Below are 26,355 nucleotides of genomic sequence, written 5' to 3'. Positions count from 1 at the left end.
AACTACGGTTTGGGACTATCTCACCGGACGGCGTTTCGCAGGGGCTCGCCGACGGAGGCACGGCGCAGTCGCCACGCGCGTGTCGCCAGGTGGAGGTTGAGTTGTGCCTCGACGTCGTTGAGGTCGTGGCCCGAGATCTCGGTGATGCGGCTGATTCGGTAGCGCAGTGTGTTGCGGTGGATGGTGAGCGTCGTTGACGTGTCGGCGTACTTGCCCCCGTGGTCAAGGTAGGCCGCTAGCGTGGGGACGAGCTCCGTGCCGTGGCGACGGTCGTAGCTCAATAGGTCGCCGAGCCAGTCCCTGATGAGGCGCTCGACTTCCTCAGCGTTGCCGTCGAGGGCGAGCAGCCGGTCTACTCCCAAGTCGGCGTAGGCAATGAAGCCATACGGATCGTGGGACTGCTGACGAGCCCTGAGTGCTCGTTGGGCTTGCTCATACGCACGTGGGATCTGTTCCGGCGAGTTGGCCGGCTCCCCCTTGGCGATCACACCGTTGGTGTCGCCGTAGGCGCGCGACACATCGTTGAACAAGCGGCCCATGTCGACACCTCGATGGGCGAGGGCGACGACCAGTCCCCGGCTCCGGACGACCAAGCAGGGCAGTCGCTGACGAGCCATGGCCATCCGGAGGTGATCGACGTCGCGGTCGTGCCCGCGGTGACCCCGCTCGGAGGACCATGCGCACACGATCAGGTCGTGCGAAACGCCAAGGTCGTGGCCCTGAGCGGATGCCCGGTCCACGGCAACGTCGGCCGGGAGCCCTTCAAGAAGGTCGTCGAGGAGGTCTCGACTTAGTCGGTTCTCCAGTTCATTCATCGCTACGGCCTTCGCCCTCAGCAGCCCCAGTGCGACGCCCGCGTACCGCAGAGCGAATGATGCGTCGTCTCGGTCTTTGTCCGGTGGCACCTCCAGTTCGATCGTGCCGAGTTCGGGGCGTCCGCCGATGACCTCCTCGAGCGAGGTTCGCTCGAGGAGCGGTTGGTACCGACCGGCGACCGTGATCCGGGTCGTCTCGTGCCCGAATCTGTCCCGCAGCACGACAGCGGAGCCAGTGAGCCGGCTGAGTGAGGTGGCCACGTCGAGCTCAGTCCCGGTCGTGGACAGTCGGGCGAACTCCTCAAGCACCCCCTCACGGTGCTGCAGCGCCGCGACGGTGCGCGCCATCTCGTTATTGGCTGCATCGAGTTCGTGGGCGCGTCGGCGGTGGCGCTCGTGCACCTGCGCGTCCGCGAGCGCCGTCCCGAGGAAATCGCCCAACCGTTCGATGACGAACAGTTGTTCGGGGTCGGGCCGGGCGAAGCTGCGAAGGACCAGTCGGCCCGGGGCGCCGTTCAAGACCGCCACAGCCGTCGTCGACGTCCAGGAGTCGCCGTTGTCCTGCACGAATACCCGTTCACCGGTTGAGGGGCTCGGTTCCGCCGGCTTCGTTGGCTCCCCGGGGGGCAGGGTGATCCACTCCCGGTCCCGCTGGAAGGTGACGTGAACCAACTGGCAGCCGGTCACCGACTCGACCTCACGCTTCAGGACGTTGATGACCTCGTCCACGTCGTGACGTTGCATCATCGCCATGGACATCACCAGCAGCCCATCGAGGCCGGTGAGGGCACGCCGCAGATCCAGCTCGCCGGTTGGCACCACGGTTCCGGTTGTGGCGGGCTCGCAGACGGTCATCTCGTGATCCCTGGCCGGCCCGCCCGGGATCCCCCTGTGCCGTAGGGACCCCACAGGTCGTCGCGCTGAGCGGCGACGCCTCGGTACATGCAGCACGGATGTATCCCGGGATCCAGTCCGAGTCCGTGATAGCTCATCGGTCCTCATCAACTCTCGGGGGCAGCGTCGCGCTCACCGTACCCCTTGCCCAGCGCACCCACCCGCGGGGAGTTGTGCACTCAGACCAAATCATGCCCCGGGACTTTGGCCTGGTGCGCTCATGACTTCTTGGTGGTCGGCGACGAGCGTGGACTGCTCGGAGTCACCGACACAACGATTGGAGATTCGCCATGAAGGCTGTCGTCTATCATGGACCCAAGGATGTCGCGGTCACGGACGTTCCGGACGCCGAGATCGAACGGCCCACCGATGTGCTCGTCAAGATCACAACGACCAACATCTGCGGCTCGGACCTGCACATGTACGAGGGGCGGACCTCCTTCGAGAAGGGCCGGACGTTCGGCCACGAAAACATGGGAGAGGTGGTGGAGATCGGCACGGGAGTGGAGAAGATCAAGGTGGGCGACCGGGTCGTGCTGCCCTTCAACATCTCGTGCGGGTTCTGCAAGAACTGCGAGCGCGGGCTCACGAACTACTGCCTGACGACGCAACCTGACCCATCGGCCGCCGGTGCGGCCTACGGCTTCGCCGAAATGGGCCCGTACGGCGGCGGGCAGGCAGAACTGCTCCGGGTGCCCTTCGGCGACCACAACGCGCTGCGCCTGGGTGAAGACGCGCAGGACAAGGAGAACGACTACGTCATGCTCTCCGACATCTTCCCCACCGGTTACCACGCCACCGAGATGGCTGGCGTGATCCCGGGCGACAGCGTCGTGATCGCCGGGGCCGGCCCCGTGGGACTGATGGCCGCCCTGTCCGCGACGATCAAGGGCGCCGCGAAGGTCATGGTGGTCGATCGCCACCCCGACCGGCTCGCGCTGGCCGAGCAGATCGGAGCGATCGCCATCGACGACTCCAAGGTCGACCCCGTGCAGGCTGTGCTGGACGAGACCATGGGGCTCGGAGCCGACCGTGGCTGCGAGTGTGTCGGCTACCAGGCCCACGACCCGCAGGGGAACGAAGACCCGGCCGCGACCTTGAACATGCTCATCAACTCGGTCCGGTTCACCGGCGGGATCGGCACCGTCGGCGTGTTCGTCCCCGAGGACCCGGGGGCCAAGGGCGAATTGGCCAAGCAGGGCAAGGCGGCCATCGACTTCGGCACCCACTGGTTCAAGGGACAGACCATGGGCAACGGTCAGTGCCCGGTCAAGAAGTACAACCGCCGGCTGCGAGACCTCATCGCGGCTGACAAGGCGAAGCCGTCCTGGATCGTCTCCCACGAGATCTCGCTGGACCAGGCCGCAGACGCCTACAGGAACTTCGACTCCAGGTCCGAGGGCTGGACCAAGGTCGTCATCAAGCCCGGCATGTCACACGAGAAGGAGGCAAACTGACATGGCAGCAGATCTTCAGGGCAAGAGGGTCGCGATCCTCGCCGCCGACGGCGTCGAACGCGTTGAGCTCGAGCAACCCCGCGAAGTACTGGACCGCGCGGGCGCTCAGACCGAGATCCTCTCGATCCACGACGGCGAGATCAAGGCCCGTAAGAACGACCTGGATGAAGCGGGCACGTTCACCGTCGACGGGCTGGTCGCCGACGCCTCGGTAGGTGACTACGACGCCCTGCTGCTTCCCGGCGGCACGGTGAACCCCGACCAGCTCCGGGTCGACGAGGGCGCCGTTTCCTTCGTCCGCGACTTCGTCGAGAGCGGCAAGCCAGTGGCGGCGATCTGTCACGGGCCGTGGACGTTGATCGAGGCCGGCGTGGCCACCGGTCGCACCCTGACGTCCTTCCCGAGCATCCGCACGGATCTGCGCAATGCCGGCGCGAACGTCGTTGACCAGGAGGTCGTGGTCGACACGAATCTCATCACCAGCCGCTCGCCGGAGGACCTGCCAGCGTTCTCCGAGGCGATCGTGTCCCAACTCGCGGGCACCACGACAAAGGAAGAGGAGAAGTCATGAGTGTGACCAAGGGATTGCTGGTCAGGTTCGACGCGTTGCCCGGCAAGGAGGACGACGTGAAGGAGTTCCTTGACAGCGGCCGTGCGCTTGTCGAGGACGAGCAGGCGACCACCGCGTGGTTCGCGATCCGCCTCGGGCCGACCTCGTTCGGGATCTTCGACGTGTTCCCCGATGACGCCGGACGTGACGCCCACCTGTCCGGCCCTGTTGCGGTAGCTCTCGGCGAGCAGACCGGCACGTTGTTCTCCGAACCGACGATCGAGAAGCTCGACGTGTTGGACTCCAAACTCCCCGCCTGACACCACAGACCGGGCGTACTGACCCCGACATGAGGGGTCGCTGCGCGCGGTGACTTCGGGCTGACACAGCCCGTTGACGTCGTGGCAGCGGCCCCTTGTCTTGCGGCCCATCGCACATCACCAACAGATCGAGGAACCGCGATGACAGGAACTGACGACGACGTTGCCCCGACGCGTTCACCCGAGGTAGCAGTGATCGGGGGCGGGATCGTCGGTCTGTCGACGGCGTACGCGCTGCGGGAGCAGGGCGTGCCGGTGCGCTTGTACGAGGCCGGTCTGCCCGGAACTGGTCAGTCCGCAGGCGAGTCGCGGATCTTCCGGCATGCCCACGACGACCCGCGACTCGTCGCTTTCGCGCGCGAAAGCCGCGGCGTATGGGATGAGTGGGCCGAACACTTCGACGTCGAGCTGGTCTCATCAGACGGTGTCGTGGCGATCGGCGACAGCGCCCTGGCGCGGCTGCGGGTGCTCGACCAGGTCGGCGGCGTGAAAGCGTACGAGATCGATGCAGCCGAGCTCGCCCAACGGATGCCGCTGCTCGCTGGGTACTCGGGGCCAGCGGTGCTCGACGAGTCGGGCGGCGCGATCCGCACCCGCACCGCGATCACGGCACTCGCGGGTACCCTCGCAGATGCCATCACCACCGCAGAGGTCATCTCCATCGATCCCCGCGCCGGTGGGACGGTCGAGGTGCGCAGCGTCACCGACCGGGCTGTCTACTCCAAGGTGGTCGTGTGCGCCGGCCGCGAAACCGCCCGCCTGGCCCGCAGCGTCGGCCTGTCGCTGCCGGTTCGCCTTGCCGCGCACGTCCGGCTGACCTTCGACGTGAAAGCCGCCGCTCTGGCACGAGTCGCGTGCCTGCAGGACAGCAGCGGCGTCTTCGGCGAAGTCGGCGTGTACGCGACGCCGTTACCGGGCAACAGCAGTTATTCGGTCGGACTCAGCGAGACCGTCGGCGTCCGCGACGACGGAACGTTCATCGACCCTGCGGCGATTCGATCCCTGGACGAACGCGCGCGCGAATACGTGACACGGGCGCTGCCCGGTCTCCACCCAGAGCCGCGCGACTTCCTTCACTGCTGGGTGACCGACCTCCCATGGAGCGAGGACGGCGTGGCCGTGTGGGAGGCAGGCTCTGTCCTGTTCGTGGCCGGTCACAATCTGTTCAAGCAGGCACCTGCGCTGGGGCGCGCTCTCGCCCGAGCCGCGACAGGTGAAGGTCTCGCCGCCGAGCTCGAGCAGGGGGCGCGCCTGGGTGAGCCACAGCAATAGGCTCCCCCCAGGGAATCGACAGTCCCCTCGGTGCGCACACCACCGGCGCTGTCCACGCGCTATCTGACGGGTTCGCCGACGCCGCCCGTTGGGCGCTGCTCATCGCCGCGGCATTCCTCGTCCTCGGGCTGATCGGCGCCAGCCGGCTACGGAAGTCCACCGAGGCGGACGTCTAAGTCCCTTCTGCCTGCGATCGAGTGGCATCAGATCAGACCGTCAGCACGAGATCGCGCGTGGGCCAGCAACGGGAAACGATCCGAGCGTTCCCGCATGAGGATCGGCATGCGGGGGCCAAGTCTGCGAGCAGCGTCCTATACCTCTGGCGGCGGCTCCCAAAGCACTGTCGGTGGCCAACCGGTGGTCATCACTCTCCCGATGCCGGCCATCTGCCATGAGGTGGACGGCTCGGCGCTCGTGATGAGCGTGAGCGCTCTCGCCGACTCGCCGGGTGGGAGGTATCCGTGGCCATCTGCGTCGGTCGACAGGTCGTCGAGGACGTAGAGGCGGACGACCTCGTACGCCGGCGCTTCGACGCGAGTAGTAACCCCGGCGCCTACCGAATCAGGATGTGCACCGCAGGCCCGTTGCAGGATCGTGCATGCAGCGCTAAAGAACTCACGCACATCCGGATGGGCGGGGACCGCTTCGGAGAGCGCCTCTACGGTCGAGTCGACGTCCTCACCCCGCGTCTTTGCCTTACCCAAAGCGACTTGGGCCACTATCCGGCGGAATTCCTTCGTCATTCCCTGCCACGTCTGAGTCATGTCCTCCTCGAACAGCACTCGGTGCCACGTCTGCGCGAACTCCTGGGCGGTGACCATGAACGGAGGTTAGTTCGTAGCCACGTCGCTGCGCGGTGGTCGGTACCATCACCGGCCCGTCAACGGTCTTCGCAAGGGATGGTTCATCGGCCAGATACTGACCGAAAGCGACACATGCACGCCTTCAGGTCTTGAGGACGGTTGACGAGCAGCACCGGCGGTCCTTCCGGCGCGTTCGCCCAGGCGCGCATTCGGTCACGCTTGCGGATGAAGCTGTCGAAGGGCCACCGCACGATCGAGTCTTGCGCGTACAGGCCCCGCCACGACTGAGTGTTCCCGTTACAGATGGGCTTCTTGTCAATCGCTCGCAGGAGAGTCCGACGCAGCAGTCGCTGCAAGGAGAACCACCTCGGGTCGTCCAGCGCAACGATCAGCTGTGCCCGAGGCAACACCAGATCGAGCCACGCCCCATATGCCGTGTCCGGGACCCACCGGTCCTCGGCGACGACCTCGGCGAACAGCTCACGTTGGCGATCCTCAGCTACAGGGACCCACCCGGGCTCCCACGTCAGCTCGTCGGCGAGGATCAGGGGCAGGTCTGTGCGCGCTGCAACGTTCTTGGCTGCGGTGCTCTTGCCGCTGCCCGTGACTCCATAGATGAGGATGCGGCACGCAGGCGTTGGGTCGGTGGTCACGGGCACGCCACCAACCTAAGACCACTCGCTCATCGCGGCTGCCCCGTAGGACGATCCCGTTACAGAGCGTCGTCGAGGCCCGCAAACGACCATATGCCGCGCGGGCTGACGCGCAGTAACTGCCCCATTGCGCACACCTATACAGCCACGCCGAGAGGAACGTCCGACACTGCCGCAAGGCTTGCAATCCCGCGGCTGGTCTGAGGTGGGCCAGTTCTGGCCGTCGCGGTGGGGCCACTTCACCTTGACATAGCCAAGCGGCGCCGCCCTGGTGAAATTATCGGACTTCGGGCTGGTCAAGGAGCCGACGTCGGACTACACGCGGACCGGCACGGAGGTGCGCGGCACCATCCGCGACCCGCAGCTGGAGAGATTGAAGGACTATGACGTCAGGAACGAGATCTACTCGATCGGCTGGGTCCTGCACTTCATCTTCGCGGGCAGGGAGTCACTGGTCCACGAGGACCGTCCGGTGGGCGACATCGTGAAGCGGTGCACTGTCCGCGCCCTCGGCGCGAGGTATCAGACCGTGCTCGACCTCATCGCTGACGTCGAGAAGCTGGAGCCGAGGCCGACAGACACCCCTGCCTGAGCGGGCTGGAGGCACGACAAGGCCAGCCGCGCGGACTCGTCCGGCACCGGGCTGCCGGCGCTGAGGCTGCCGCAGCCGAGAAAGCCTCCTGGCAGCGCCGAGCGGCATCGGATTCCTTCCATGCCGTCTGCCTCTGTTGACTTTGGAGATCCTCGTCGCGCGGGATTACCGGCGCAGGACCCCGGAGACGAACGGGAGCGCACGCCGGTGCGCGTCCAAGCATCTTGCGCAACCCCTGGCGCGAAGAATTCTGGGAAAAGGGGGAACGGGGTGTTTGTGCAGGTCAACGCGCGGTAGCAAGCAACGTTCCTCCTGCGTTCCCCCTCGCCGCGGCGCGCTTGGAGGCACGTAACCGGATACGTCCACTGGGGACCTTCTGTCTGTCCGATTCGACAGACAGGAGCTCAGGCGATGAGCGTTGCAGACTGCCTTGGTCTCACCCCGAACAGCGAGTTGTTGGCGCAGGCCGACCAGGAGTGGCCGACCTGGTGCGAACAACATCCGAAGCTGAGCGTCGCCACCGACGCCACGACCATGCGGTCCTGGCTGAGGCAGCACGCCACCGAGGAAGGTGACCAGCTACTCCTGTGCCTGGCGCAACTGGCTGCCACCGACGGAGGCAACGACCTCGCGGCGGCCGCCGCGCTCGCTTGGGCGCTGATGCCGGGGGTGTGCTCACTGGCGAACAGGCTGGGCACGCTCGCCCGTGAAATCGACCAAGTCGTCGCCGGACAGCTGTGGCTGGAAGTGCGCACCTTCCCGTGGCGCCGGCTGACCAAGGTCTCCGCCAACATCCTGCTGAACACCCGCGCCGGGGTACTGCGCGAGTGCGGCGCCCACTCCCAGCTCGAACGGACCGACCCGACATGGTCCCGCACCAGCCCGGTCGACCCGTCCCGTTGGTTCTGGATGGAGGGACCGTCCGACCCGAACGAAGCGGCCGCCGAGGAGCTCCTCCAACTTTTGGAGTGGGCATGCGACCACGACGTCATCACCCCTGATGACCGGTCGCTGCTGCTGTGTCTGGTCGAGGCGGCCGACCGCACAGCGATCAACCGCACCGGACGCAGCGGCGCCGGGCTGATGGCCAACGGCCTGAACCAAGAGGTTGCCACCCAGCTGGGGATCTCAGTGCGGACACTGCGCCGGCGCACCCGCCGCAGCATCGACGCCCTGACCGATGCATGCGGACACGGGAAGGCGATGGCATGAGTGACCGCCAGCACCACGATCGGCACCCTAGGTCGGTCGAGGTGATCACAGTGACCCAGACGACGGAAACCCCGACAGAAGAACCCCAGCACGAGGCTGGACGCAGCACCGCAGACATCGCGGCCTTGTTCGAAGTCGCCGGGCGCGAAGAAGAAGCCATCCGCCAGCTCGACGGCTGCATGGCACGCCTGCACGAGGTGCAGCACTCTAAGACCGCGCTCAAGACCCTGTCGGCGCCGGAACTGCGGGCGGCACTGGAGTTTCGCCGGGCAGCCCTCGGCGGTGAGCCCGCATGACACAGGTGCTTGCCGAGCGGCCCGCCGTCTACGTCGACGAGCTCAAGCGCGCATGGTCGGCGGTGCAGGCCGGACAATTCCGGGCTAACACCACACGGCCCGCAGGGCAGCCCGCCGGCGATCCGCAGCGGGCCCGCGCGACCCGCCCGTGGCAGCCCGACTTCACCGAGGTCGTCCTGCCGGTCCTCGGGTGTGGAGGATCCTCCGGGGCCACCACGCTGGCCGTCGCGATCGCCACCGCCGCCGGGTCTGGCTCCCGTGTCGTGGAGTGCTCGTCAGTCACCTCCTCCGGTCTGGCTGCCGCGAGCACCGCGGAACTGGGCGCCTACGAAAGCGCCTGGTGTCGCGGTAGCCGTGACCATGTGCTGCTCGAACGGGTCATCGACGTCCTGACGACCGCCGAAGAGATCCCGTACCCGTCGACCCCCGACCGGCCCGTGACGCTCACCGTGCTGGACATCGGGTGGGAGCTCGGCCAGGTCCTCACCACCCCGGGCTGGATCGGCGACTTCGTCCGTGATGCCAAGCACGTGGTGTTGACCACCACCGCCACCGTGCCTGGCATGCGCCGCCTCGAGGGGGCACTCGACCTGCTCGGCAACGACCACGCGTGCGCCGCGGTCCTCGGACCGCGCCGCAAGAAGTGGTCCAAGAGCGTCGAGTACACGGCCGGGTGCGTGACCCGCGACTTGGACCGGCAGGGGCTGCTGTTCGAGATCCCCGAAGAGGCCGCCCTGGCCGTCGATGGGCTCACCCTGAGCCCGCTTCCCAAGCCGCTGCTGTCGGCAGCTGACCAACTCGCCCAGCGCCTGCTGGACGACTCCACGAAAGGAACACCGCAATGATGAGTGAGACGAGTGTGCACGCGGTCGCTCTGGCGGCCAAGGTCTGCCCGAAGGCGCCGAAGGGCGCTACGGGGGCGATGAACGACATCACCGGCTACGTGATGTGGGGCGTCATCGCTCTCATGGGCTTGGGGATGCTCGTCGGCGTCGGCGGCATCGTCGCCGGCCGCGTCTTCTCGATGCCGCACGCGAGCAAGATGTCGATCATCGGCATCTGCGTCGTGTTCGGCGCGGCGATCGCCTACCTGGTGCTGCCCGGAATGCTGAACGCGGTCATCGGTAAGGGCTGCGTGTGACATGAGTGCACAGCTCGATGGAACCGTTGGCTGGGACCGTCGTCGGCTGGTGTTCGTGCTCGGGGTCGTGGTCGCAGCCGGGGTTGCTCTGATCCTCGGTCTGGGATTTGCGATCTACTTCGCGATCTCCACCGCGATGTCCGGCGGACACGGCGACTCCGGCTCGACCGGGAAAAAGTCGCATACCAGCACGCACGCCACCGGCACTGCTCACCGCAACGAGATCGCGGCCGAGCCGATGCTGACGGTCGACGAGGACGCAGCGCAACCAGCGCCGCCGGCCGCCGTGGCAGCAAAGACGGTCAACATCCCGCAGGGCACCACACAGGGGCCGGCGGGAGTGCCATCGGGGTTCCCGCACTCTCCGGAGGGCGCGCTCGGCCAACTGGCCGCCATCGAGCAAGTCGTACTGCAAAGCATGAGCATCCGGCAGGTCGACAGCATCCACGCCGGTTGGGCGATGTCCGGCGCCCCGAACGTCGCCAAATGGCCACTGACCCAGGACGTCCAAACGTTCCTCGGCGACGCTCAAATGGGCGGCACACTCGACCCCACGAGCACCGTGGTGGTCACCCCTGTTGGTGCCCAAATCAAAGGCAGCGACGGACCGGACTGGGTCTTGGCGTGCGTGCTGGTGAAAGTGCACGCCACCATCACCCAGGACGCCCAGATGGGATACGGCTACTGCGAACGCATGCAGTGGCACACCGGCCGCTGGATGATCGCACCCGGAGCCCTTCCGTACCCGGCGCCGTCGACCTGGCCAGGTAGCGATATCAGCAACAAGGCCGGCTGGAGGACTTGGGCCGGCGCAGACGAGGGGTCCGACCAGTGATCCCCGCAATCGGTTGGCCGCATGTCCCCAACCCGTTCAGCTGGCTCGCCGGCGAAGCCGGCAAGGTCGTGACTGGCGGATGGACCATGGCGATGCTCGGCCTCTGGAACGCCGGGCTATGGATGCTGCGGCTGGTCCTGAACATCATGGACGCGTTCCTGATCCCCGATCTGAGCGAAAATGGGGCCGCATCGGAGGTCTACCAGTACACGTTCTGGATCGCGGGATCACTGGTTGTGCTGATGTTGATGATCCAGCTCGGGGTGGCCGCGATCCGGCGCGATGGCAAGAGCATTGCCACCGCCCTCGTGGGCACCGGCCAATTCACGCTCGTGTGGTCCTGCTGGGTCGGCGGCGCCGTCATGGTGCTCGCCGCCGCGGGCGGGCTGCAACGCGCCTTGATGCTGGCCTTGCTGAAGGTCGACTCCTGGTCCGCCTGGAGCCCCTTCCAGGACATCAGCACCAAGACGATCACCGATGGCACAGTCGCCACCGTTCTCGGCGGCATGGGCTGCCTACTCTGGCTGGCCGCGATCGGACACCTGCTGGTGATGCTGACCCGGGCCGGCGCACTGCTCGTCCTGTCGACGACCACGCCGATCTCGGCGGCCGGGCTGGTCTCGGACGTCGGCCGGCCGTGGTTCTGGAAATCGTTGCGGTGGTTCATCGCCGCGGCGTTCTCGCCCGTCATCATGGTGCTTGTCCTGGGCCTCGGGGTGAAGCTGAGCACCGGCGTAGCTACCGGATTCACCGACTCCACCCAGAAGGCGATCGGCACCGCCGTACCCGGGGTGGTGTTGATCCTCATCTCCACGTTCTGCCCGCTGGCCCTCTTCAAGCTGCTCGCGTTCGTCGACCCGGGCACCACCTCGGGAGCCGCGCTCCGCGCCGGCCTCGACGCCCAGGGCGGACTGCAAGGGCTCCTCAGCGGTGGTGGCGGAGCCGAAGACGCAGGGTCCAGTGCTGCGTCCAGCTCGGACGAGAACGGCACCTCGCAGGGAGAAGCATCCGGCGAGGACGCCACTTCGTCCCGGTTCAACAAGGCCGAGGGCGGCATGCTCCAGTCCGCCGGCGGCATGCTCGGCAGCGTCGGTGGAGCCATCGGCGGCGCAGCGGGCAAGGGCCTGGGCGCGATGCAGACCGTTGGCACCCGGGGCGCCGCGATCGGTGCCGATCTGACGAACCAGATGGGTGTCGGACACAACAACTACTACCCGGACTTCAGCGGCGGGAAGCAGCAGCAGAATAGCGGCAATAGCGGCAAGGACGAGAACCCGGACCGTCACAAGGACGGCGAAGGCGGCGGCGACAACGGGCAGGGCGCGGGTCCCAACGACCCCTCGAGTTCGACCCAGAACGACCCGACCACCGGGCAAGGCGCCGACGGCGAACAGGGCCCGACCAGCCCCGGGCAAGCCACGCAGGGACCCGAGATGCCGACACCTCCCATGCCACCCAATACGTCCCCGTCAGGCGGCGACGGCGGGGGCCAACAGGGCGGCGGCCAACAAGGCGGCCAAGGCGGCGGGTCGAAGGGCGGCGGCGGTCCGAAGGGCGGCGCCCCTGGCGGATCCGGTGGCGCCGGCGGCGGAGCAGCAGGAGGCGGCGCCAGCGAAGCGGCTGTCGTCGCGGTGTGAGCGAAGAAGGAGTGAACTGAAATGGCAACGATCTACAACGACTACTCACGCGATCGGATCGGCTGGTTCTTCGGGCTGTCCGGATGGCAGGCCGGGACTCTCGCCGTCGCGGTGCTGCCACCGTGCTGGGCCCTGTCCAAGGGCGCGTGGGCCTCGCTCGGCCTCTTCACGCTGCTGTGGGTGGTGCTGTTCGTCGTCACCGTGACGCCGGTGCGCGGCCGCTCGGCAGTGGGATGGTTTGGGGCGCTGACGCGGTCGGCGGTCGGCGGGCTCTTGGGCTGGACACGATTTCGGAGCAAGGCGGTCACCGGAGAGATCGACAACCTCGACGACGCCGACTTGCCCGGAGTCCTCCAGGCCGTGCAGATCCACGACGGCCCGCCTTCGGGCCCATCGCTGTCTCGGATCGCCGTGATCCAGGATCACGCCACCAAGACGTGGGCAGTCACCGCTTCGGTCGTACATCCCGGGATCGGCCTGAAAGAGGCGGCCGAACGGCTCCAGCAGGGGACGGGGCTCAGTGACCTGCTGGACACCGCGATGCGCACCGAACTCGTCGAAGAGATCATCTTCCTCATTCGCACGGTGCCCGACGATGGTGCCGAGCGAGATCTGTACGTCGAACGACACCGCCGCAACGGGCCAACGCTGGCGCGACAGATCAATGACGAACTCCAGGCCGGCCTGTCCGCAGCAGGCGTGCGCACCGAGGCGTTCTGCACCATCGTCGTCGCGGAGTCGCGGCTGAAGGGCGAAGCCAAGGAGACCGGCGGAGGGTTGGACGGGCGATGCCGCGTCCTGTACAGCCTGATGGCCGAAATTGAGGCGCAGCTGCGCGGCGGTATGGCGATGACCAACGTGGCCTGGCTGACGTCCCCGGAACTGGCGCTGGCGTGCCGCACCGGGTTCGCCCCGGGTGATCGGGCAAGCGTCGTCGATGCCCTGGCAGCCCGAGAACGCAACACGGACGTGAACACCGATGTCCCCTGGGCAATGGCGGGGCCCTCTGGCGCCGACGCCGCGATGCGGCACTACAGCCACGACGCGTGGAACTCAGTGTCGAGCACCATCAAGCTGCCGACCAAGGGCGCCGTTATGGGAGCCCTGGCACCGGTGCTGACTCCCGGCGAACCGGGGGAACGACGCAGCTTCATGGTCTGCTACCCGATCGTGCGGCAGGCCAAGGCAGATCGGCAGCAAGGAAACTCCGAGTGGAAGGCCGACGTCGCCGACGCGCTGCGGAGCAAAGCCAAAGTGAAAGCCCGCGCCCGACAGCGCAACGAAGCCGCCAAGGTCCGCGGCCTGGACACCAAACTCGCCCGCGGCAACGCCCTGACCCGCCCGTACGCCGTGTGCACCGTGACGGCACCTAAGACCGCACGGATCAGCGAGTACGGGCGTCGGTTGGACGCCTCGGTCCGCCGAGCAGGGTTCGCCCCGCTGCGTCTCGACGTCGCCCAGGACGCGGCCTTCGCCGCCTCGACCGTCCCGCTCGGCATCAGCCTCTCCCGGCAGGGGGATGCATGAGACCTGTACCTGGCACGCGGACCGGTTCGGCTCGACGACACCGGCCGCACGATCAACGCCGCCTCGGCCGGATCAAATACGGCAAGGGCGCAACGCTCAAAAACGTTCTCACGCAGGAGATTCAGGAGCAGAAGCGATGATGAAGCCACGCCGCAAAGACGGCCGCGATATGGCCCGACTGCTCCACGACTTCGGGCACGAACTGCCACGGGTCCCCGCGCCGCTACCGACCCCGAAAGACCCCCGGCTGTTCCACTACGCGTCCCGCGGCGGAGCCAAACGCCGCGGCCGAGGCTGGGCACCAGCCAAGGCACCCGTGACCGCTTGGCGGATGACATCGGACCAGGCGCCGGTCCTGTGGCCCTTCGTGGCGACACCGGGGCTTCCGCCCACCGGCGCACAGATGGGCATCGACCAGCTCAGCGGCGGCTCGTTCTTCGCCGACCCCTTCGGATGGGTGCTGAACGACGAGGTCCCGGTCACCAACTCCAACATCATGCAGTTCGGCAAACCGGGCCGCGGAAAATCCGGCAACACCAAGGCCTTCTGCCTGCGGATGATGGACTTCGGCTACCGCACGCTGATCCTGGGCGACCCGAAAGACGAGTACGAAAAGCTCTGCCTGGCGCTGGGAGTGGAGCCGTTTGCGATCGGCCCCGGAATGCCCGCGCGGATCAACCCGCTGGCATTCGGTCCGCTGGGCCAGGGGTGGGAGAAGCTGTCCGCCGAGGAAGCTCAGCGTCGTGCCCCGATCATCTTCGGACGATGGCTCACCCTGGTCCGCGGGCTCGTCGGCTCCCAACGCATCGGTGAGGACCGTGTGCCATTCGGCCCCGACGAAGGCAACGTCGTCGAGAACGCGTTGCGGGTGCTCACCGGATACGGCGCCGGCGCATCGCGGCTGCGGGAAACCACCATCCCGGAACTCTGGTACCTGCTGCACAATCCGACCGAGGAGCTGATCGCCGAGTGCCGCTACAGCTCGGACCGGCACTTCCTCGACGAGACACGGTTGCTGCGCAACGCCCTCGGCCAGCTGGTCTCCGGTGCATTGGCCGGAATGTTCGATGCGCACACCACGATCGACGTCGACTGGAAGGCCCCGATTCAGAGCCTGAGCCTGCGCCGGCTCGAACCTCTGGGCGATGACGCGATGGGCATCGCGCTCACCTGCGTCGGCTCGTGGGGACGCGGCATGCGCGAGATGGCCGATCCCGGGGACCTGCGAGTTGTGGTCCGCGACGAGGTTTGGAAGCAATTCCGTCTTGGCCCCGAGGCAGTCAAGGCGTATGACGCGGATCTGCGACTCTCCCGCGCTGACGGCGACATCCAATGGGCCAACGCCCACAAGCCGTCAGACCCGATGTCGGCCGGCGACCAGGGATCGCAAGCCGTCGCGATCGCCAAAGACCTCATGCACCTGGCAGACATCAAGATCCTGATGGGCCAAGACAACGCGATCGGCGACGAACTCGAACAACTCCTCGGCCTGGGCCCCATCGCCCGCTCCCTGATCACCGGCTGGGGCATGCAAGGCAAGGGCCGAGGCCTGTGGGTCGTCGGCGAGCAGATGTACAAAGTGCAGACGGTGCTCCACCCGCTCGAGCGCGAGCTGACCTTCACCAACGAGGCAATCGAGTCGGCGGCCTGAGCCCATGAAGAAGGTCGTCATCGGTCTCGCGATGGTCCTGGCCCTCATGATGGCCGCACCCCTCGCGGCAGCCGTGATGATCGTCGTGGTGTCGTCCCCAGCTGCCGGGGAAGAGCTCAAAGCGCAGGAATGTCAATCGGGTTCGACCGTCGCGACCGGACCATGGCGTGTGCCGACGGCGCAGAAGTACGTCATCACCTCCGGGTTCGGCCACCGGACATCGCCAGGTGGCGGCGTCGGTTCCACTTACCACGAAGGCGTCGACATCGCGATGCTCCCCAAGCCGGCGCCGGTGCTCGCCGCTGCGGCCGGCACCGTCAAAGTCGCGGGCCCCTACGGCGGGCTGGGGAACGCCGTCGTACTCGACAACGGCTCCGGGATCTCGACGACCTACGGCCACATGGCCAAGCTCGACGCGAAGATCAAGGTCGGATCGAAGGTCACCATCGGGCAGCGCCTTGGGCTGGAAGGATCGACAGGGAACTCGACCGGCAACCACCTGCACTTCGGCGTCGCCGAAAACGGCAAGTACATCAACCCCGTGCCGTTCATGAGCCAGCACGGGGCACCCCTCAACGGGCAACAAGTCGCACCGACCCCACCCAAGAAAACGCCGCCGGGTGACCCCGGCGGGGAAGGCGGGATCGGGTTCCCGCTGCCGCCGCCCGGTAAGCCGCGGAAGGCGTCGCTGCACATCCCGCCCATCGTCATCCCCAGCGCGATCAAGGCGTTCTACGTGAAGGCCGCCAAGCGCTACAAGTTGCCGTGGACCCTGCTGGCCGGAATCGGCATGGAAGAGACCTCGCACGGACTCAATCTGGGAACGAGCTCCGCCGGGGCCCAGGGGCTGATGCAGTTCATGCCCTCGACCTGGGCGACATACGGGGTCGACGGCGACGGCGACGGTAAAGCCGACATCGACAACAACGCCGATTCCATCATGACGGCGGCGAACTATCTGACAAAGCTCGGCGTGACCACCGGCGGAGCAGCAGGCGTCAAACGGGCGATCTTCGGATACAACCACGCCCAGTGGTACGTCAACGACGTGCTGTACTACGCCGCCAAATACGGTGGCGGCACCGTGCAAGGGGACCCCACCGAGTGCGGTACCGGGAAGGGCAACGGAAACCCTGACCTGCCTCCGCTGAAAAGCAAACGAGTGAAGAAACTGCTCACATGGGCCAAGAGCCACCTGGGTGACAACTACGTGATGGGGGCCAACGGGCCTCACACCTGGGACTGCTCCAGCTTCGCCTCGGCGGCATACCGACAAATAGGCATCACCATGCCCAGGACTGCTCAGGTGCAGCAGAAATGGCTCGCGTCCGGGAACGGATTCCGGGTGTCACCCAGCGACGCCAAGCCCGGCGACCTGATCTTCTTCGACAGCTACCTCGGCCCCAACGCCATCGGCCACGTCGAAGTGGTCTTCAACCCCGCCACACACCAAGCGATCGGTGCGCAGAACCCGAAAATCGGAGTCGCGATGACCGACTACTCGTACGACATGAAGAACAAGCACATCTTCCAGGTATGGCGCGTAGGTGACATCGCCGACAGCGGCAAACACACCATGTAAATCATCATCACCTGTCGAGATGCAGCGAACTTGTCTCAACGCCCCCGCTGCGACAAGTAAACCTGATGTTATGGGCTGATCACGCTGACGTAGGTCGGGTTATGTCTAATCCCACGCCTGTCGAGCGGAATCGATCGCATGACCCACCTCGGGATGCAGCCGCGCCTGTCACCTCGCGACACCGTCGGGCAGAAATCAGAGCCGCATGAGGATGCAGCGGCAGGGCCCACGGAGGAGACAGTTGATCAACTGGGCGGCCCCGTGCGCGATCGCTAGTGGTCCGCCGAAAACGTTACAAATAGAGCGGATTCGGAGAACGCCGCGGTGACCCCCAGCGTTAAATGTGCACTCCGAGCGCTGCTCAAGAGAGTCCGTCGGCGAGGACAGCTGTAAGCAAGGGCACGACGATGACTTAAAAGTGCGGACCGCTCGTCGAGGACGGCAGTGGCCCTACAGCGTTATTTGTGCACCCAGCTCAGAGGGCTTCGTCCGGCCCGTCTGACATCGGGCGCACCGGCGATGATGCCCACCATGTGTCAAGTGCGCGTGCGGATCCGCGACGCCTGCGCCGGGTCCTGACACATCGCGCGAGCGGCGGTGACCGCCAGGAGTTCCTTCTTCCCCTTCTGGACAGCAGAGCCAACCTAGGAGGAACGATGCAGAAAGCTCGCCGCCGCGACCCAGTCCCGTGGACATGGGAGATCCCGTTCGCGATCACGGTGGCCATCTTGGTGGTGTTGTCGCTCGGCGCGCAGCTGGGTCGAGCGATCGCGAACCTGTTGTCGGGGGACGGTTGGACGTGGGCACCCAGAGCCGAGCTGTTCAGCAGCTTGCCGGGGGTCCTGGGCGGGCACGCCGATAGCGGCCTCACCGGCGCAGGCCACGTCGCCGGCGCGCATCTGTTGTGGACGTGCGTAATCGTCGTCGAACTGGGTTTGATCGTGGCCGCAAGCTGGGGCGTGAAAGTTGGGATGGACCGTTGGGGACCGAACCGACTGCGCGGAATGGCCAGCCGTGCGGAAGTTGAAGAGCTGCTGGGCCGGTCGCATTTGCGAGAGGTCGCACCGGTGGTCCGACCGGACCTGTACGGCAAGAAGAACAGCCGATGAGGGCGTTACGAGTAGACCCGACCGACGTCGGCTGGAAGATCGGCACAGCGCACGAGCCACGCGGTGGCGAACTGTGGCAGCCGTGGGACCGTACCGCCGGCGTGATCGGCCCTCAGGGTTCCGGTAAGACCCTCGATCTGCTGATCCCGGCGCTACTCGGCGCACCCGGGGGAGCGTTGGTCACGTTGACGAAGCTCGACGACCTCCTGCTGAGCCTGACCGCCCGGCAGCGGGACGGACGCCCGTGCGTGGTGCTCGACCCGTTCGGGCTGGCCAGCGGGCTGACCGAGTTGATCTTCGACCCGATCGCCGGCTGCGTCGACTCAATGATCGCGGAACGCAGAGCCAAAGCGTTCACCGCCGGCACCGTCAAGGGAGCCATCCAGGGCGGTCAGGGCGATGACGCCGCGCGGTTCTACGCCGCCGAAGCAGCCAAGGTCCTCCAGGCCTACTTCCACGCTGCCGCACTGAGCGGTCGGACGCTCGAGGACGTGCTGCGGTGGGTGGCGAATCCGCAGAGCACCACCGACCCGACCGAGATCCTGCGCGAGCACCCGCACGCTGCACCGTTCTGGCACGGTCTGCTGCACGGGGCGTTGAACGGCGACGATCGCACCGCCGGCAACACCATCACCACGGTGCAGCAAGCGATGAGCCTGTTCTTCCAGCAAGACATCCGCCGCCGGTGCGTGCCCGGAGACGGCCGGCCGGCAACCGACATCGCCAAGGTCATCCAGCAGGGCGGCACGATCTACCTGCTCGGCCGGGAAGACCCGTACGCCAGCGCATCGCCGCTGATGACCGCGGTTGCCGAGCACGTCCTCGACATGGCGCTAATGGCGGCCAATAGTTCACCGTGGGGCAGGTTGTGCCCACCGTTCCTAGCTTGCCTGGACGAACTGCCGTCCACGGCGCCGCTGCCGACGTTGCGGACTCGGATGGCCAACGAACGAGCCCTGGGGCTGTCATTCATCTACGCGGCGCAGACCTGGCGCCAGCTCTCCTCGATCTTCGGTGAGAACGATGCCCGAGCGTTGTTCGGGTTGACCAACACGCTGATCATGTTCGGCGGCTCCAAGGACGTGGCGTTCAACCAGGAGATCTCCGACCTGGTCGGCATGGTCCGGGTCTCACGCACCAGCTGGCAGACCGGGCAGATGGGCGGACGCACCACCTCAGGGGAGGACATCGCGATCCTGCGACCGGAGGAGATCCGGCAGTTGGAGGAGCGGCACGCCTTGGTGATCGCCGAGAACGGCAAGCCGATCATCGCCCGCTTGCATCGGTCCATCGACGGAGCCGCAGGTAAGCAGCTGCTGGCCGAGCAGGACAAGCTGCGGGTCTCTTTGGCGGCCGTCCGCCGCAAGGCCATCACCCCCGAAGCCCGCACAACCGCAGCCCTGGTGGAAGCCAAGCGCCGGGGCCTGACCGTTGACAGGAGTCAGCAGTGAATACCGATGCCGCGCGTGAACCCCTGGTCGCCTCGATGGTGCGCCCCTTCCCGGAAGGCGGCAGCATGGTGCGGCTGGCCTACCGGGAGCTCAGCATCGCCGCCAATGGCGACAAGGACCAGGTCAAGGCTCTCGGGCCGTTGCACATGCTGCCGCGGCCGTGGGATCCGCCGACGTGTCGTCGACCCGAACTGCGCGAGCAGCTGTGGGAATGGCTGGAGGAAGTCGTCAGCTGGCTCAACCGGGAGTACACCTGGGACGTGGCCGGGGCTATCCCTCCGTGCTGGCCCCAGCACCCCCATCTGATGCACGAGATCGCGGTGCTGGCGGACCAACGACGCCGCGCGGGCCTCGCCTTCGACAGCAACGCGATGGAGGAATGGCACCGCTACGCGCTGCCGGCGTTCGCCGACCGGATGCGCAACCGGCTCAAAGATCACTGCGAGGACGGCCACCAAGGCTGGCCGGGCCGAGGCCGGTATGCCCGGTTCACAAGCGATCAGACGGTGCACGAGCGGCAGGAGACCTACGCCGCCGACGTTCGCACGACCGCACTCGGCCGCAAAATCGAGCACAAGGTCGAGCAGGAGAGCCGCCCCCGGCTGGCTTCGGTCAACCTGGACACCGGCGAGCTGGGCGATGTGCCGGACGGTCCCCAACCGGAGTAGCCGAAGATCAGGGCGCGAAGACCGCCACAGCGATGAGTGAGCCCAGCAGCATCCACGGTCCGAACGCGATCCGAGTGCTGCTGGACTTGCCGCGCCGCGTGACCGCGACCCACACCAGGCACAACAACGAGGACAGCAACATCGCCCACCACAGCACACCAAGGCCGACAGCCCCGAGGGCGAGACCCAGGACGGCCGCGAGCTTGACGTCGCCGAGCCCGACCGCGCCACCGCCGGCCACGTGCAGCGTGAAGTAGCAGCCGCCGGCCAGGACGAGGCCGACTACACCCAGGACCGGCACCTGGAACCGGTGCGTCGCGGCCGAGACAACGACGACCGCGAGTAGCGAGGCGACCGCAACCGGTCCGAGCACGCGATCCGGCAGCCGGTGCACGTCCAGGTCGACCGCGGCGAGCCACGGCCCGGCGATCGCCAATGGCGCCAGTAACAGCAACGCCCACGGCCGGTCGGGTGACAACCGCAGGCCCAGGGCCACGGCAGCTATCACGGCAGTCGGCAACACCCATGCCACCGAGGACGGCTGCGGAAGAACAGCTTCGTAGTCGTAGCGGTACCGCAGGGCGCGTAGGTTGCGGACACTCAGGACCCCGGCGGTGACGCCGACCAGTGCCGCGGCCACGGTGAAACCTGCGGTGTCCATGGCGCTGACGGTACGGGAATCGGCAGCTCGCGCCGCTGCGTCATCCACAGCCCCGGCGCGCTACGTGTAGTTCTTCAGCGCCGGGGTGCGCGCAGGCGAACCGTCATACTCGGCGCCGGATCCGGCCGGGCCGGATCTCGACGCCCGCTGACCTGCTGGGCCTCGGCGCGATCCAGATCAGTCAACCGGCCACCGTCGCTGCCGGTGGAGGCCGTAGGCATCCGCTGCGGTGTGCGCACAAGGCTCTCGGAGATCGTGAAGTCGGCGCGCCGGCCACGGTTGGACATGAACCCAAACCGCCGATACAGCCGGTCGAGGCCGGCACGGGACGAACCGAATGAGGTGTCCGGAGTGCCCGCGAGAGTCCAGCCGTGACGATCGGCGGCCGCCGTCAGGTCGCAGAGAGTCTGAGTCCCAATGCCGTTACGGCGCAACGGCTTCGGGACTTGCAGCAAGGCGATCACGACCAGGTCGTCGCGAAGTGCCGTGATGCGCAGTTGCTCCACGTTGCCCGGCTCGAGCAGCCGGGCCCGCAGCGCCGCAACCTGCTCGACAACGACGGGGCTGGTCATCGGCGAGGACCGACCGGGCGATCGGTCGGTGCCGTGGTCGGTGAGCGCCGCTCCGGCGCGGCCCCCGACTGAGGTGTGCCGGAAACGGGTCCGCCGGTATCGACCTGGACGTCGAGCGTCGCGACCAGGCGGTAGCGCAGGTCCTGGGCCGGCTGCTCAGCCAACGGACGTTCAGCGACCAGCTGGCGCGCGACTGCCGGCACGTCGTGCCCTTCAGCGGCTGCCTGGTCGAGCATCTGCGCCAACGCCGGCCAGTCGGCCTGCCGGGGGAGTCGAGGGTCGAGTTCGCCGGCGAGACCGGCCCACCGCTCGTGCGGTGGCAGCTGCGCGGCCTGCTTCATACGATCCCGCACCTCCGCAACCTGATCGAGCTGGGTGCGCGCCGCCTGACGGCGATCGCCCACCCACGAGTCAGCGGCCGGGATCAAGTCGCGCTGTGCCATAGAGGTGCTGATGTGCAGCCGGTCGGAGATACGTGACATCCCATCCCGCCAGTGCCGGGCCGGGCGGGCAGCGATGATCTGTGCCCCGGCCGTACGGGCCTGGCCCGGAGGCAGGTTGGTCAGCCGCTCCTCCAGCAGCGAATTGGCCAGCGCGTTCGGCTGCTTGAGCACCTCACGCAGCGCGGCCGGCCCACGCAGCGTGTACATGTCGGCCGGGTCGAGACCGGACGGGAACGTGGCGTGCCCGGAGTCCAGGTCGTGGGGGGCCAAGAGCCAGTAGTCGCGCTCGGCGGCTACCTGTCCGGACAGGTTCTCGTCGTTGTCCGTGGCGACGATCAGCCACGGGTCGAACTCTGCCGCGGAGGAGTCCAGATCGGAGGCGGTGCCCGCGCCAAAGTGTTCCCGGATCGCCGCGAGCTGCTGGGACTGTTCCTCGGTGAGGGAGGTGCCCAGCGGGGCGACCCCGACCAGCTGCCCCGCCGAGGCGAGGGTGATCGCGATGGCGTCCATCGGACCCTCGACGAGCACCGGCCGCGCGCCGTTCTCGCAGAGATCGTTGCCCGCGACATACAACTGCGCGCCCATGGCGAACAGTGAGGTGGTCGGACTATTGAGGTATTTCGGGCCGCTCTTGTCCTCGTCCGTGAGGTCAGGGTGCCGGCGTCCAACGAAGCCCAGGACGACATCGCCGCCGGCGAAAGGCACGGTCTCGAAGTTCTCCCAGCCGTCGCGGCGGTGGACGATCGGCAAGACCAGGCGATTGACGAAGTGGTCGCGGATCCGCCCGGTCGACTCGTTCCGTTTCGCGACACCGGCCGCGACCATTTCCTCGTCGCCGACGCCCAAGGTGCGCAGATGCTTGACCAGGCGGTCCCACCCCGGCGGGGCGAAGCCGGGCCGGAATCGTTCATCCGCGGCGAGATCGTCGCCGAACCGGTCGACCAGGTGCTGCGCGGCCCACGACCCGGGCAGCTGCTGACGGTAATACGCGAGGGTGAGCGTGTTGATGTGCGCGATCCGGTCGTTGCTGACCGGGCTGCTCGCGAACCGCATCGCACGGTCGGCGGACCGGTCCATCTGTTCGTCGGAGATCTCCACCGGTCCGAGGGCATCACGGCGCAGCTCGGCCATGAGCAGCTGCCGCTCCAGGTCGTCCGCGTCGATCTCGTCCACCAGGTCCGGCGGTGGTTCGTCCTCGAGCGGCGGGTGCCGATCGACGGGGACGTCGGGGGGCAACATCACGACGGCGTCGTCGGGCAACGGGACGTGTTCCCACAGGTCCTCGTCCTCGTCGGGGTAGGCGTCGTAATGCTCGTCGGGGACGGGGTCCATCGCAACGGACAACCGCCAAATCAAGGCCTGGCAGGGATCGTCGCCAGGCTCCAGCGGCTGTACTGCTTCACTGCGGAACAAGTCTTCGACCGACCACCCGCGCTGAAGCGCGCGGTCCACAGTGGTGACCAGGGTGGGCCACCACGGGCTGGCCTGCACTTCGGCTGCGCGGTCCTGGCCCAGCAGCTCCGGCAGGCGCGGCGTCCAGGCGGCCTCAACGTGGCGGTCTTTGTCGACCTGTTCGGCGACGGCCGGGGACAGGTGACGACTGATGCGCCACCACAACGCGGCAGCGGCGTGATCGTCGGGCAGGGTGCCCGTCGCGGCAGCACGCCGCACCATGCCGGCGGCGTCGACCCCGGAGCGGGCCATCGCAGCGAGCCGTTCGGCCAGGATCGGCGCGAACGGGTCGCTGCCGGTGGCACGGGAGGCCGCGGCGATCTGCGGGCCCCATTCCTCCATCGCGGGGGCACGGTCGCCGACGAGCCGCTCATTCAGCTTGCGCTGCCAGATCGCGGCCGCCTTCTGCATCTGCGCCCGACCGGTGGGACGACGGTCGGCGTCGTCGACGAGCATCGCGGCCCGCCATACCGCCACGTCGCCCAGCACCGCATCGTCGGGCCGGCCGGCACCGGCGGATGCCCAGCTCGGCGTCGTACCGGAGGATGCCTCCTCACGAACAGTGGCTGCCAGGTCGGTGACCTTCGCGGCCCGCTGGGTCAGGTAGGAGCCCCACACCGTGTTCTCGGACAGGGACGAAGGCACGCCGGGGACCCACGACAGCGGTCCGCGGCTACCACCACGCAGGCCGGTGTCGTCCAGCCGCCAGTCCAGCACCGCAGCGGTGTCGCCGGCGGTGTCGAGCTCACGAGACTCGGCGGCCGCGCGCAGCTGCACGATCGGGTCGACGCCGTGAGCGCTGGTGAGGATCAGGTGGGCGCGCAACGCCGGCCAGGCGGGCTGCTCCGTGACGTCAGGGACCACACGCTCGACATCCGCTTCCAAAGCGGCGACCTTCTCCGTGCCCAACTGATGCTCGGCCGCGGTGTACAGGGCATCGAGGTAACGCTGTGTTGCCTGACCGAGCAGCGTGGCCGGCTCGCTCTGCTCGCGCAGCATGGTGGTTGCCGACCGGGGTGCGTCGTCGCGCGCCAGGATCTGCTCGAGTAGGTCGGTCGGGGTCAGCGGGTGGGTCATCTCCGGGCGGATGACGCTGTGCGGGTCACCGTCTCCGACGACCTCCAGGTACACGTGGTTGGACTGCTTTCCGCGGGTCAACATCGTGTACAGCTGCTGCCGTGATTCGTCACCGCTGGCGAGCCCGTGCATGGTGTCCACCGACACGCCCTGAGCCGTGTGCACCGTCGTTGCGTAGCCCAGCTCGGTGTTCTTGCTGACGTAGTCCGCCGGCAGGGTCACCAGCCGGCCGCTCTGGGTGTGCTGAACCCGCAGCTGGCCGTCGTCGATCTCGAGCACGCTCCAGCGGTCGCCGTTCTTCACCCAATCGGTCGAGGATGACCGCAGCCGGCGATCGTTGGAGCGGGTGATGATCAGTTCGCCGACGCTGGCCAGGTTGCCGTCCGCCAGGCGCACCGTCGGCCCCTGTTCGCCGGGGTCGTCGACGGAGTCGTCACCGGCGCCCTCGAGTCGGTGCGCGCGGGCTCGTTGGTTGAGTTCGCTGACCAGCTCGCGGGTGGGCGCGAGCATGATGGAGTCCAGACCCTTGCCGCGGTCGGCTTGCCACGCCCCGAACACGTCCTCGGTCATGGTCGCCAGGTCACCGACGTGGACCCGGTCCCGATCCAGATAGAACCCGAGCGACTCGGGCCGACCTTCGCGCAGCGCGAGGGATGCGGCACCCTCGGCGGGGTCGACGAACCGGACGAGTTCGGTCAGTCGGCAGGCGCCGTGGGTGGTTTGGATGTCGCGCAGGACACCGCCGGCGCCGATGGCGGCCAGCTGCTGATCGTCGCCGATCAAGCGCACGCTGCCGCCTCTGTCGAGGACGAACTGGACTGCCAGATCGAGGGAGATTGTGTCGGCCATGCCGGCCTCGTCGAGAACGACCAGCGTCTTGGGCCCGATATCGGTGGCTGATACCCGCCAGGGCGCCAGAGGCGCCCCTTCGGCGACCTGTTTCGCGCCGGCGGGGGCGTACCAGGAGCGGGCTTGCGGATCCCAACGGGCACCGGCGGCCTTTGCCTCGTTCTTCTCGCTGATCGGGACGTCAAGCCAGGTGCGGGCGTTCGGGTCGCGGCTGGTGAGCTCGTGCACGAGCTTGGCCAGGGTGTCGGTACTGGTGTCGATCTGGGACCGCAGTGCCGCGGCAGCCGCCGCGGATGGGGCGAGCCCCAGTACCTGGCCACCGCCTTCGATCCACGCGCCCGACAAGGCCCGCATGGCGGTCGTCTTGCCAGACCCGGCGGGCGCGATCGCCAGTTGGAGGCGTGCCCCGGAGGTGGCCATCTCACCCACGAGTGATGTCTGGCCGGCGTTGAGTGTGACCCCGTTGGCAACGCTCTCCATGAGGGCCATATCGACCGCTGATTCATCGACGGCGAGCCCATCGGTGCGGCTGGCAGCCTCCACCAGCCGCTTCTCGGCCGCGATCACCTTGGTCGATGTAAACAGATCGGCGCCGGCCACCGAGTAGACCGAGGACCCGTCCCGGCGTCGCTGGGGCTCCGGCTCGACGACGTCGCGCTCGGGGCGGGCCATCGACACTGAGATCTTCAGGGCACGGGCGACCACCTGGTCGACGAGTCCCGGCATGCGCCCCGGTGATGCTCCCGCGCCGCGGATCTGTCGCTCGGCCTCGGCACGCACGTGCCAGACCTGCCAGTTGGACCGCCGGTTTTCCATCTGTGTGATGACCGTCCGGG

At 67.4% G+C, this 26,355-nt stretch carries 23 protein-coding genes; 17 read left to right on the top strand and 6 right to left on the bottom strand.

Annotation, left to right across the window (positions count from 1 at the left end):
* Positions 1 to 20: 20 nt before the first annotated feature.
* A complete protein-coding gene (locus tag FHU39_RS10630) occupies positions 21 to 1,817 on the bottom strand; it encodes a PucR family transcriptional regulator (protein ID WP_183320306.1) in 1,797 nt (598 codons plus the stop codon).
* Between the two features lie 182 nt (positions 1,818 to 1,999).
* On the opposite strand from FHU39_RS10630, the gene FHU39_RS10625 reads away from it, so the two are divergent.
* From FHU39_RS10625 to FHU39_RS10610, 4 genes are all read left to right on the top strand, one after another.
* Entirely contained in the window at positions 2,000 to 3,166 is a 1,167-nt protein-coding gene (locus FHU39_RS10625; RefSeq protein WP_183320305.1) for a glutathione-independent formaldehyde dehydrogenase, read from the top strand.
* A gap of 1 nt (position 3,167) precedes the next feature.
* Positions 3,168 to 3,737 (top strand): type 1 glutamine amidotransferase domain-containing protein, encoded by a 570-nt coding sequence (locus FHU39_RS10620; protein ID WP_183320304.1) that lies wholly within the window; start codon positions 3,168 to 3,170, stop codon positions 3,735 to 3,737.
* Positions 3,734 to 4,036: a putative quinol monooxygenase gene (locus tag FHU39_RS10615; RefSeq protein WP_183320303.1), complete on the top strand. Its 303-nt coding sequence runs from the start codon at positions 3,734 to 3,736 to the stop codon at positions 4,034 to 4,036. Before FHU39_RS10620 ends, FHU39_RS10615 begins: the two co-directional genes overlap by 4 nt.
* 141 nt (positions 4,037 to 4,177) lie before the next feature.
* A complete protein-coding gene (locus FHU39_RS10610) occupies positions 4,178 to 5,308 on the top strand; it encodes an NAD(P)/FAD-dependent oxidoreductase (protein ID WP_183320302.1) in 1,131 nt (376 codons plus the stop codon).
* Between the two features lie 311 nt (positions 5,309 to 5,619).
* Here the strand turns inward: FHU39_RS10610 and FHU39_RS10605 are convergent, their stop codons facing one another.
* Positions 5,620 to 6,129: a hypothetical protein gene (locus FHU39_RS10605; protein WP_183320301.1), complete on the bottom strand. Its 510-nt coding sequence runs from the start codon at positions 6,127 to 6,129 to the stop codon at positions 5,620 to 5,622.
* Between the two features lie 83 nt (positions 6,130 to 6,212).
* A complete protein-coding gene (locus FHU39_RS10600) occupies positions 6,213 to 6,764 on the bottom strand; it encodes a P-loop NTPase family protein (RefSeq protein WP_183320300.1) in 552 nt (183 codons plus the stop codon).
* A gap of 271 nt (positions 6,765 to 7,035) precedes the next feature.
* Between FHU39_RS10600 and FHU39_RS10595 the strand changes: the two genes are divergently transcribed.
* From FHU39_RS10595 to FHU39_RS10535, 13 genes are all read left to right on the top strand, one after another.
* A complete protein-coding gene (locus FHU39_RS10595) occupies positions 7,036 to 7,356 on the top strand; it encodes a serine/threonine-protein kinase (RefSeq protein WP_183320299.1) in 321 nt (106 codons plus the stop codon).
* A gap of 411 nt (positions 7,357 to 7,767) precedes the next feature.
* Complete coding sequence (locus tag FHU39_RS10590; protein ID WP_183320298.1) at positions 7,768 to 8,568, top strand: hypothetical protein; 801 nt, start codon at positions 7,768 to 7,770, stop codon at positions 8,566 to 8,568.
* Complete coding sequence (locus FHU39_RS10585) at positions 8,565 to 8,864, top strand: hypothetical protein (protein ID WP_183320297.1); 300 nt, start codon at positions 8,565 to 8,567, stop codon at positions 8,862 to 8,864. The genes FHU39_RS10590 and FHU39_RS10585 overlap by 4 nt, the downstream gene beginning before the upstream one ends.
* On the top strand, positions 8,861 to 9,709 hold the full coding sequence (locus FHU39_RS10580) for a hypothetical protein (RefSeq protein ID WP_183320296.1): 849 nt from the start codon (positions 8,861 to 8,863) through the stop codon (positions 9,707 to 9,709). Before FHU39_RS10585 ends, FHU39_RS10580 begins: the two co-directional genes overlap by 4 nt.
* Positions 9,706 to 10,005: a hypothetical protein gene (locus tag FHU39_RS10575; RefSeq protein ID WP_221185228.1), complete on the top strand. Its 300-nt coding sequence runs from the start codon at positions 9,706 to 9,708 to the stop codon at positions 10,003 to 10,005. Before FHU39_RS10580 ends, FHU39_RS10575 begins: the two co-directional genes overlap by 4 nt.
* Positions 10,006 to 10,060: 55 nt before the next feature.
* Entirely contained in the window at positions 10,061 to 10,840 is a 780-nt protein-coding gene (locus FHU39_RS10570) for a hypothetical protein (protein ID WP_221185227.1), read from the top strand.
* Positions 10,837 to 12,477: a TrbL/VirB6 family protein gene (locus tag FHU39_RS10565; protein ID WP_183320294.1), complete on the top strand. Its 1,641-nt coding sequence runs from the start codon at positions 10,837 to 10,839 to the stop codon at positions 12,475 to 12,477. Before FHU39_RS10570 ends, FHU39_RS10565 begins: the two co-directional genes overlap by 4 nt.
* A 21-nt stretch (positions 12,478 to 12,498) precedes the next feature.
* Complete coding sequence (locus tag FHU39_RS10560) at positions 12,499 to 14,004, top strand: SCO6880 family protein (protein WP_183320293.1); 1,506 nt, start codon at positions 12,499 to 12,501, stop codon at positions 14,002 to 14,004.
* A 136-nt stretch (positions 14,005 to 14,140) separates the two neighbouring features.
* Entirely contained in the window at positions 14,141 to 15,655 is a 1,515-nt protein-coding gene (locus FHU39_RS10555) for an ATP-binding protein (protein WP_183320292.1), read from the top strand.
* 4 nt (positions 15,656 to 15,659) lie between these two features.
* On the top strand, positions 15,660 to 17,237 hold the full coding sequence (locus FHU39_RS24695; protein WP_183320291.1) for a peptidoglycan DD-metalloendopeptidase family protein: 1,578 nt from the start codon (positions 15,660 to 15,662) through the stop codon (positions 17,235 to 17,237).
* Positions 17,238 to 17,893: 656 nt separating this feature from the next.
* Positions 17,894 to 18,346 (top strand): hypothetical protein, encoded by a 453-nt coding sequence (locus FHU39_RS10545; protein WP_183320290.1) that lies wholly within the window; start codon positions 17,894 to 17,896, stop codon positions 18,344 to 18,346.
* The gene (locus tag FHU39_RS10540) at positions 18,343 to 19,797 is read left to right on the top strand and encodes a type IV secretory system conjugative DNA transfer family protein (protein WP_183320289.1); all 1,455 of its coding nucleotides are present in this window, start codon (positions 18,343 to 18,345) and stop codon (positions 19,795 to 19,797) included. Before FHU39_RS10545 ends, FHU39_RS10540 begins: the two co-directional genes overlap by 4 nt.
* The gene (locus tag FHU39_RS10535; protein ID WP_221185226.1) at positions 19,794 to 20,465 is read left to right on the top strand and encodes a hypothetical protein; all 672 of its coding nucleotides are present in this window, start codon (positions 19,794 to 19,796) and stop codon (positions 20,463 to 20,465) included. The genes FHU39_RS10540 and FHU39_RS10535 overlap by 4 nt, the downstream gene beginning before the upstream one ends.
* Before the next feature lie 7 nt (positions 20,466 to 20,472).
* Here FHU39_RS10535 and FHU39_RS10530 read toward each other — a convergent pair whose 3' ends face one another.
* The 3 genes from FHU39_RS10530 to FHU39_RS10520 form a co-directional block, all read right to left on the bottom strand.
* Positions 20,473 to 21,126, bottom strand: coding sequence for a prepilin peptidase (locus tag FHU39_RS10530; RefSeq protein WP_183320288.1), 654 nt, complete (start codon positions 21,124 to 21,126; stop codon positions 20,473 to 20,475).
* A gap of 74 nt (positions 21,127 to 21,200) precedes the next feature.
* On the bottom strand, positions 21,201 to 21,698 hold the full coding sequence (locus FHU39_RS10525; RefSeq protein ID WP_183320287.1) for a hypothetical protein: 498 nt from the start codon (positions 21,696 to 21,698) through the stop codon (positions 21,201 to 21,203).
* Complete coding sequence (locus tag FHU39_RS10520) at positions 21,695 to 26,335, bottom strand: AAA family ATPase (RefSeq protein WP_221185225.1); 4,641 nt, start codon at positions 26,333 to 26,335, stop codon at positions 21,695 to 21,697. The genes FHU39_RS10525 and FHU39_RS10520 overlap by 4 nt, the downstream gene beginning before the upstream one ends.
* Positions 26,336 to 26,355: the final 20 nt, after the last annotated feature.

This window comes from Flexivirga oryzae (genome assembly GCF_014190805.1).
GTDB lineage: Bacteria > Actinomycetota > Actinomycetes > Actinomycetales > Dermatophilaceae > Flexivirga > Flexivirga oryzae.
This window is presented reverse-complemented; position numbering and strand designations above follow the sequence as displayed.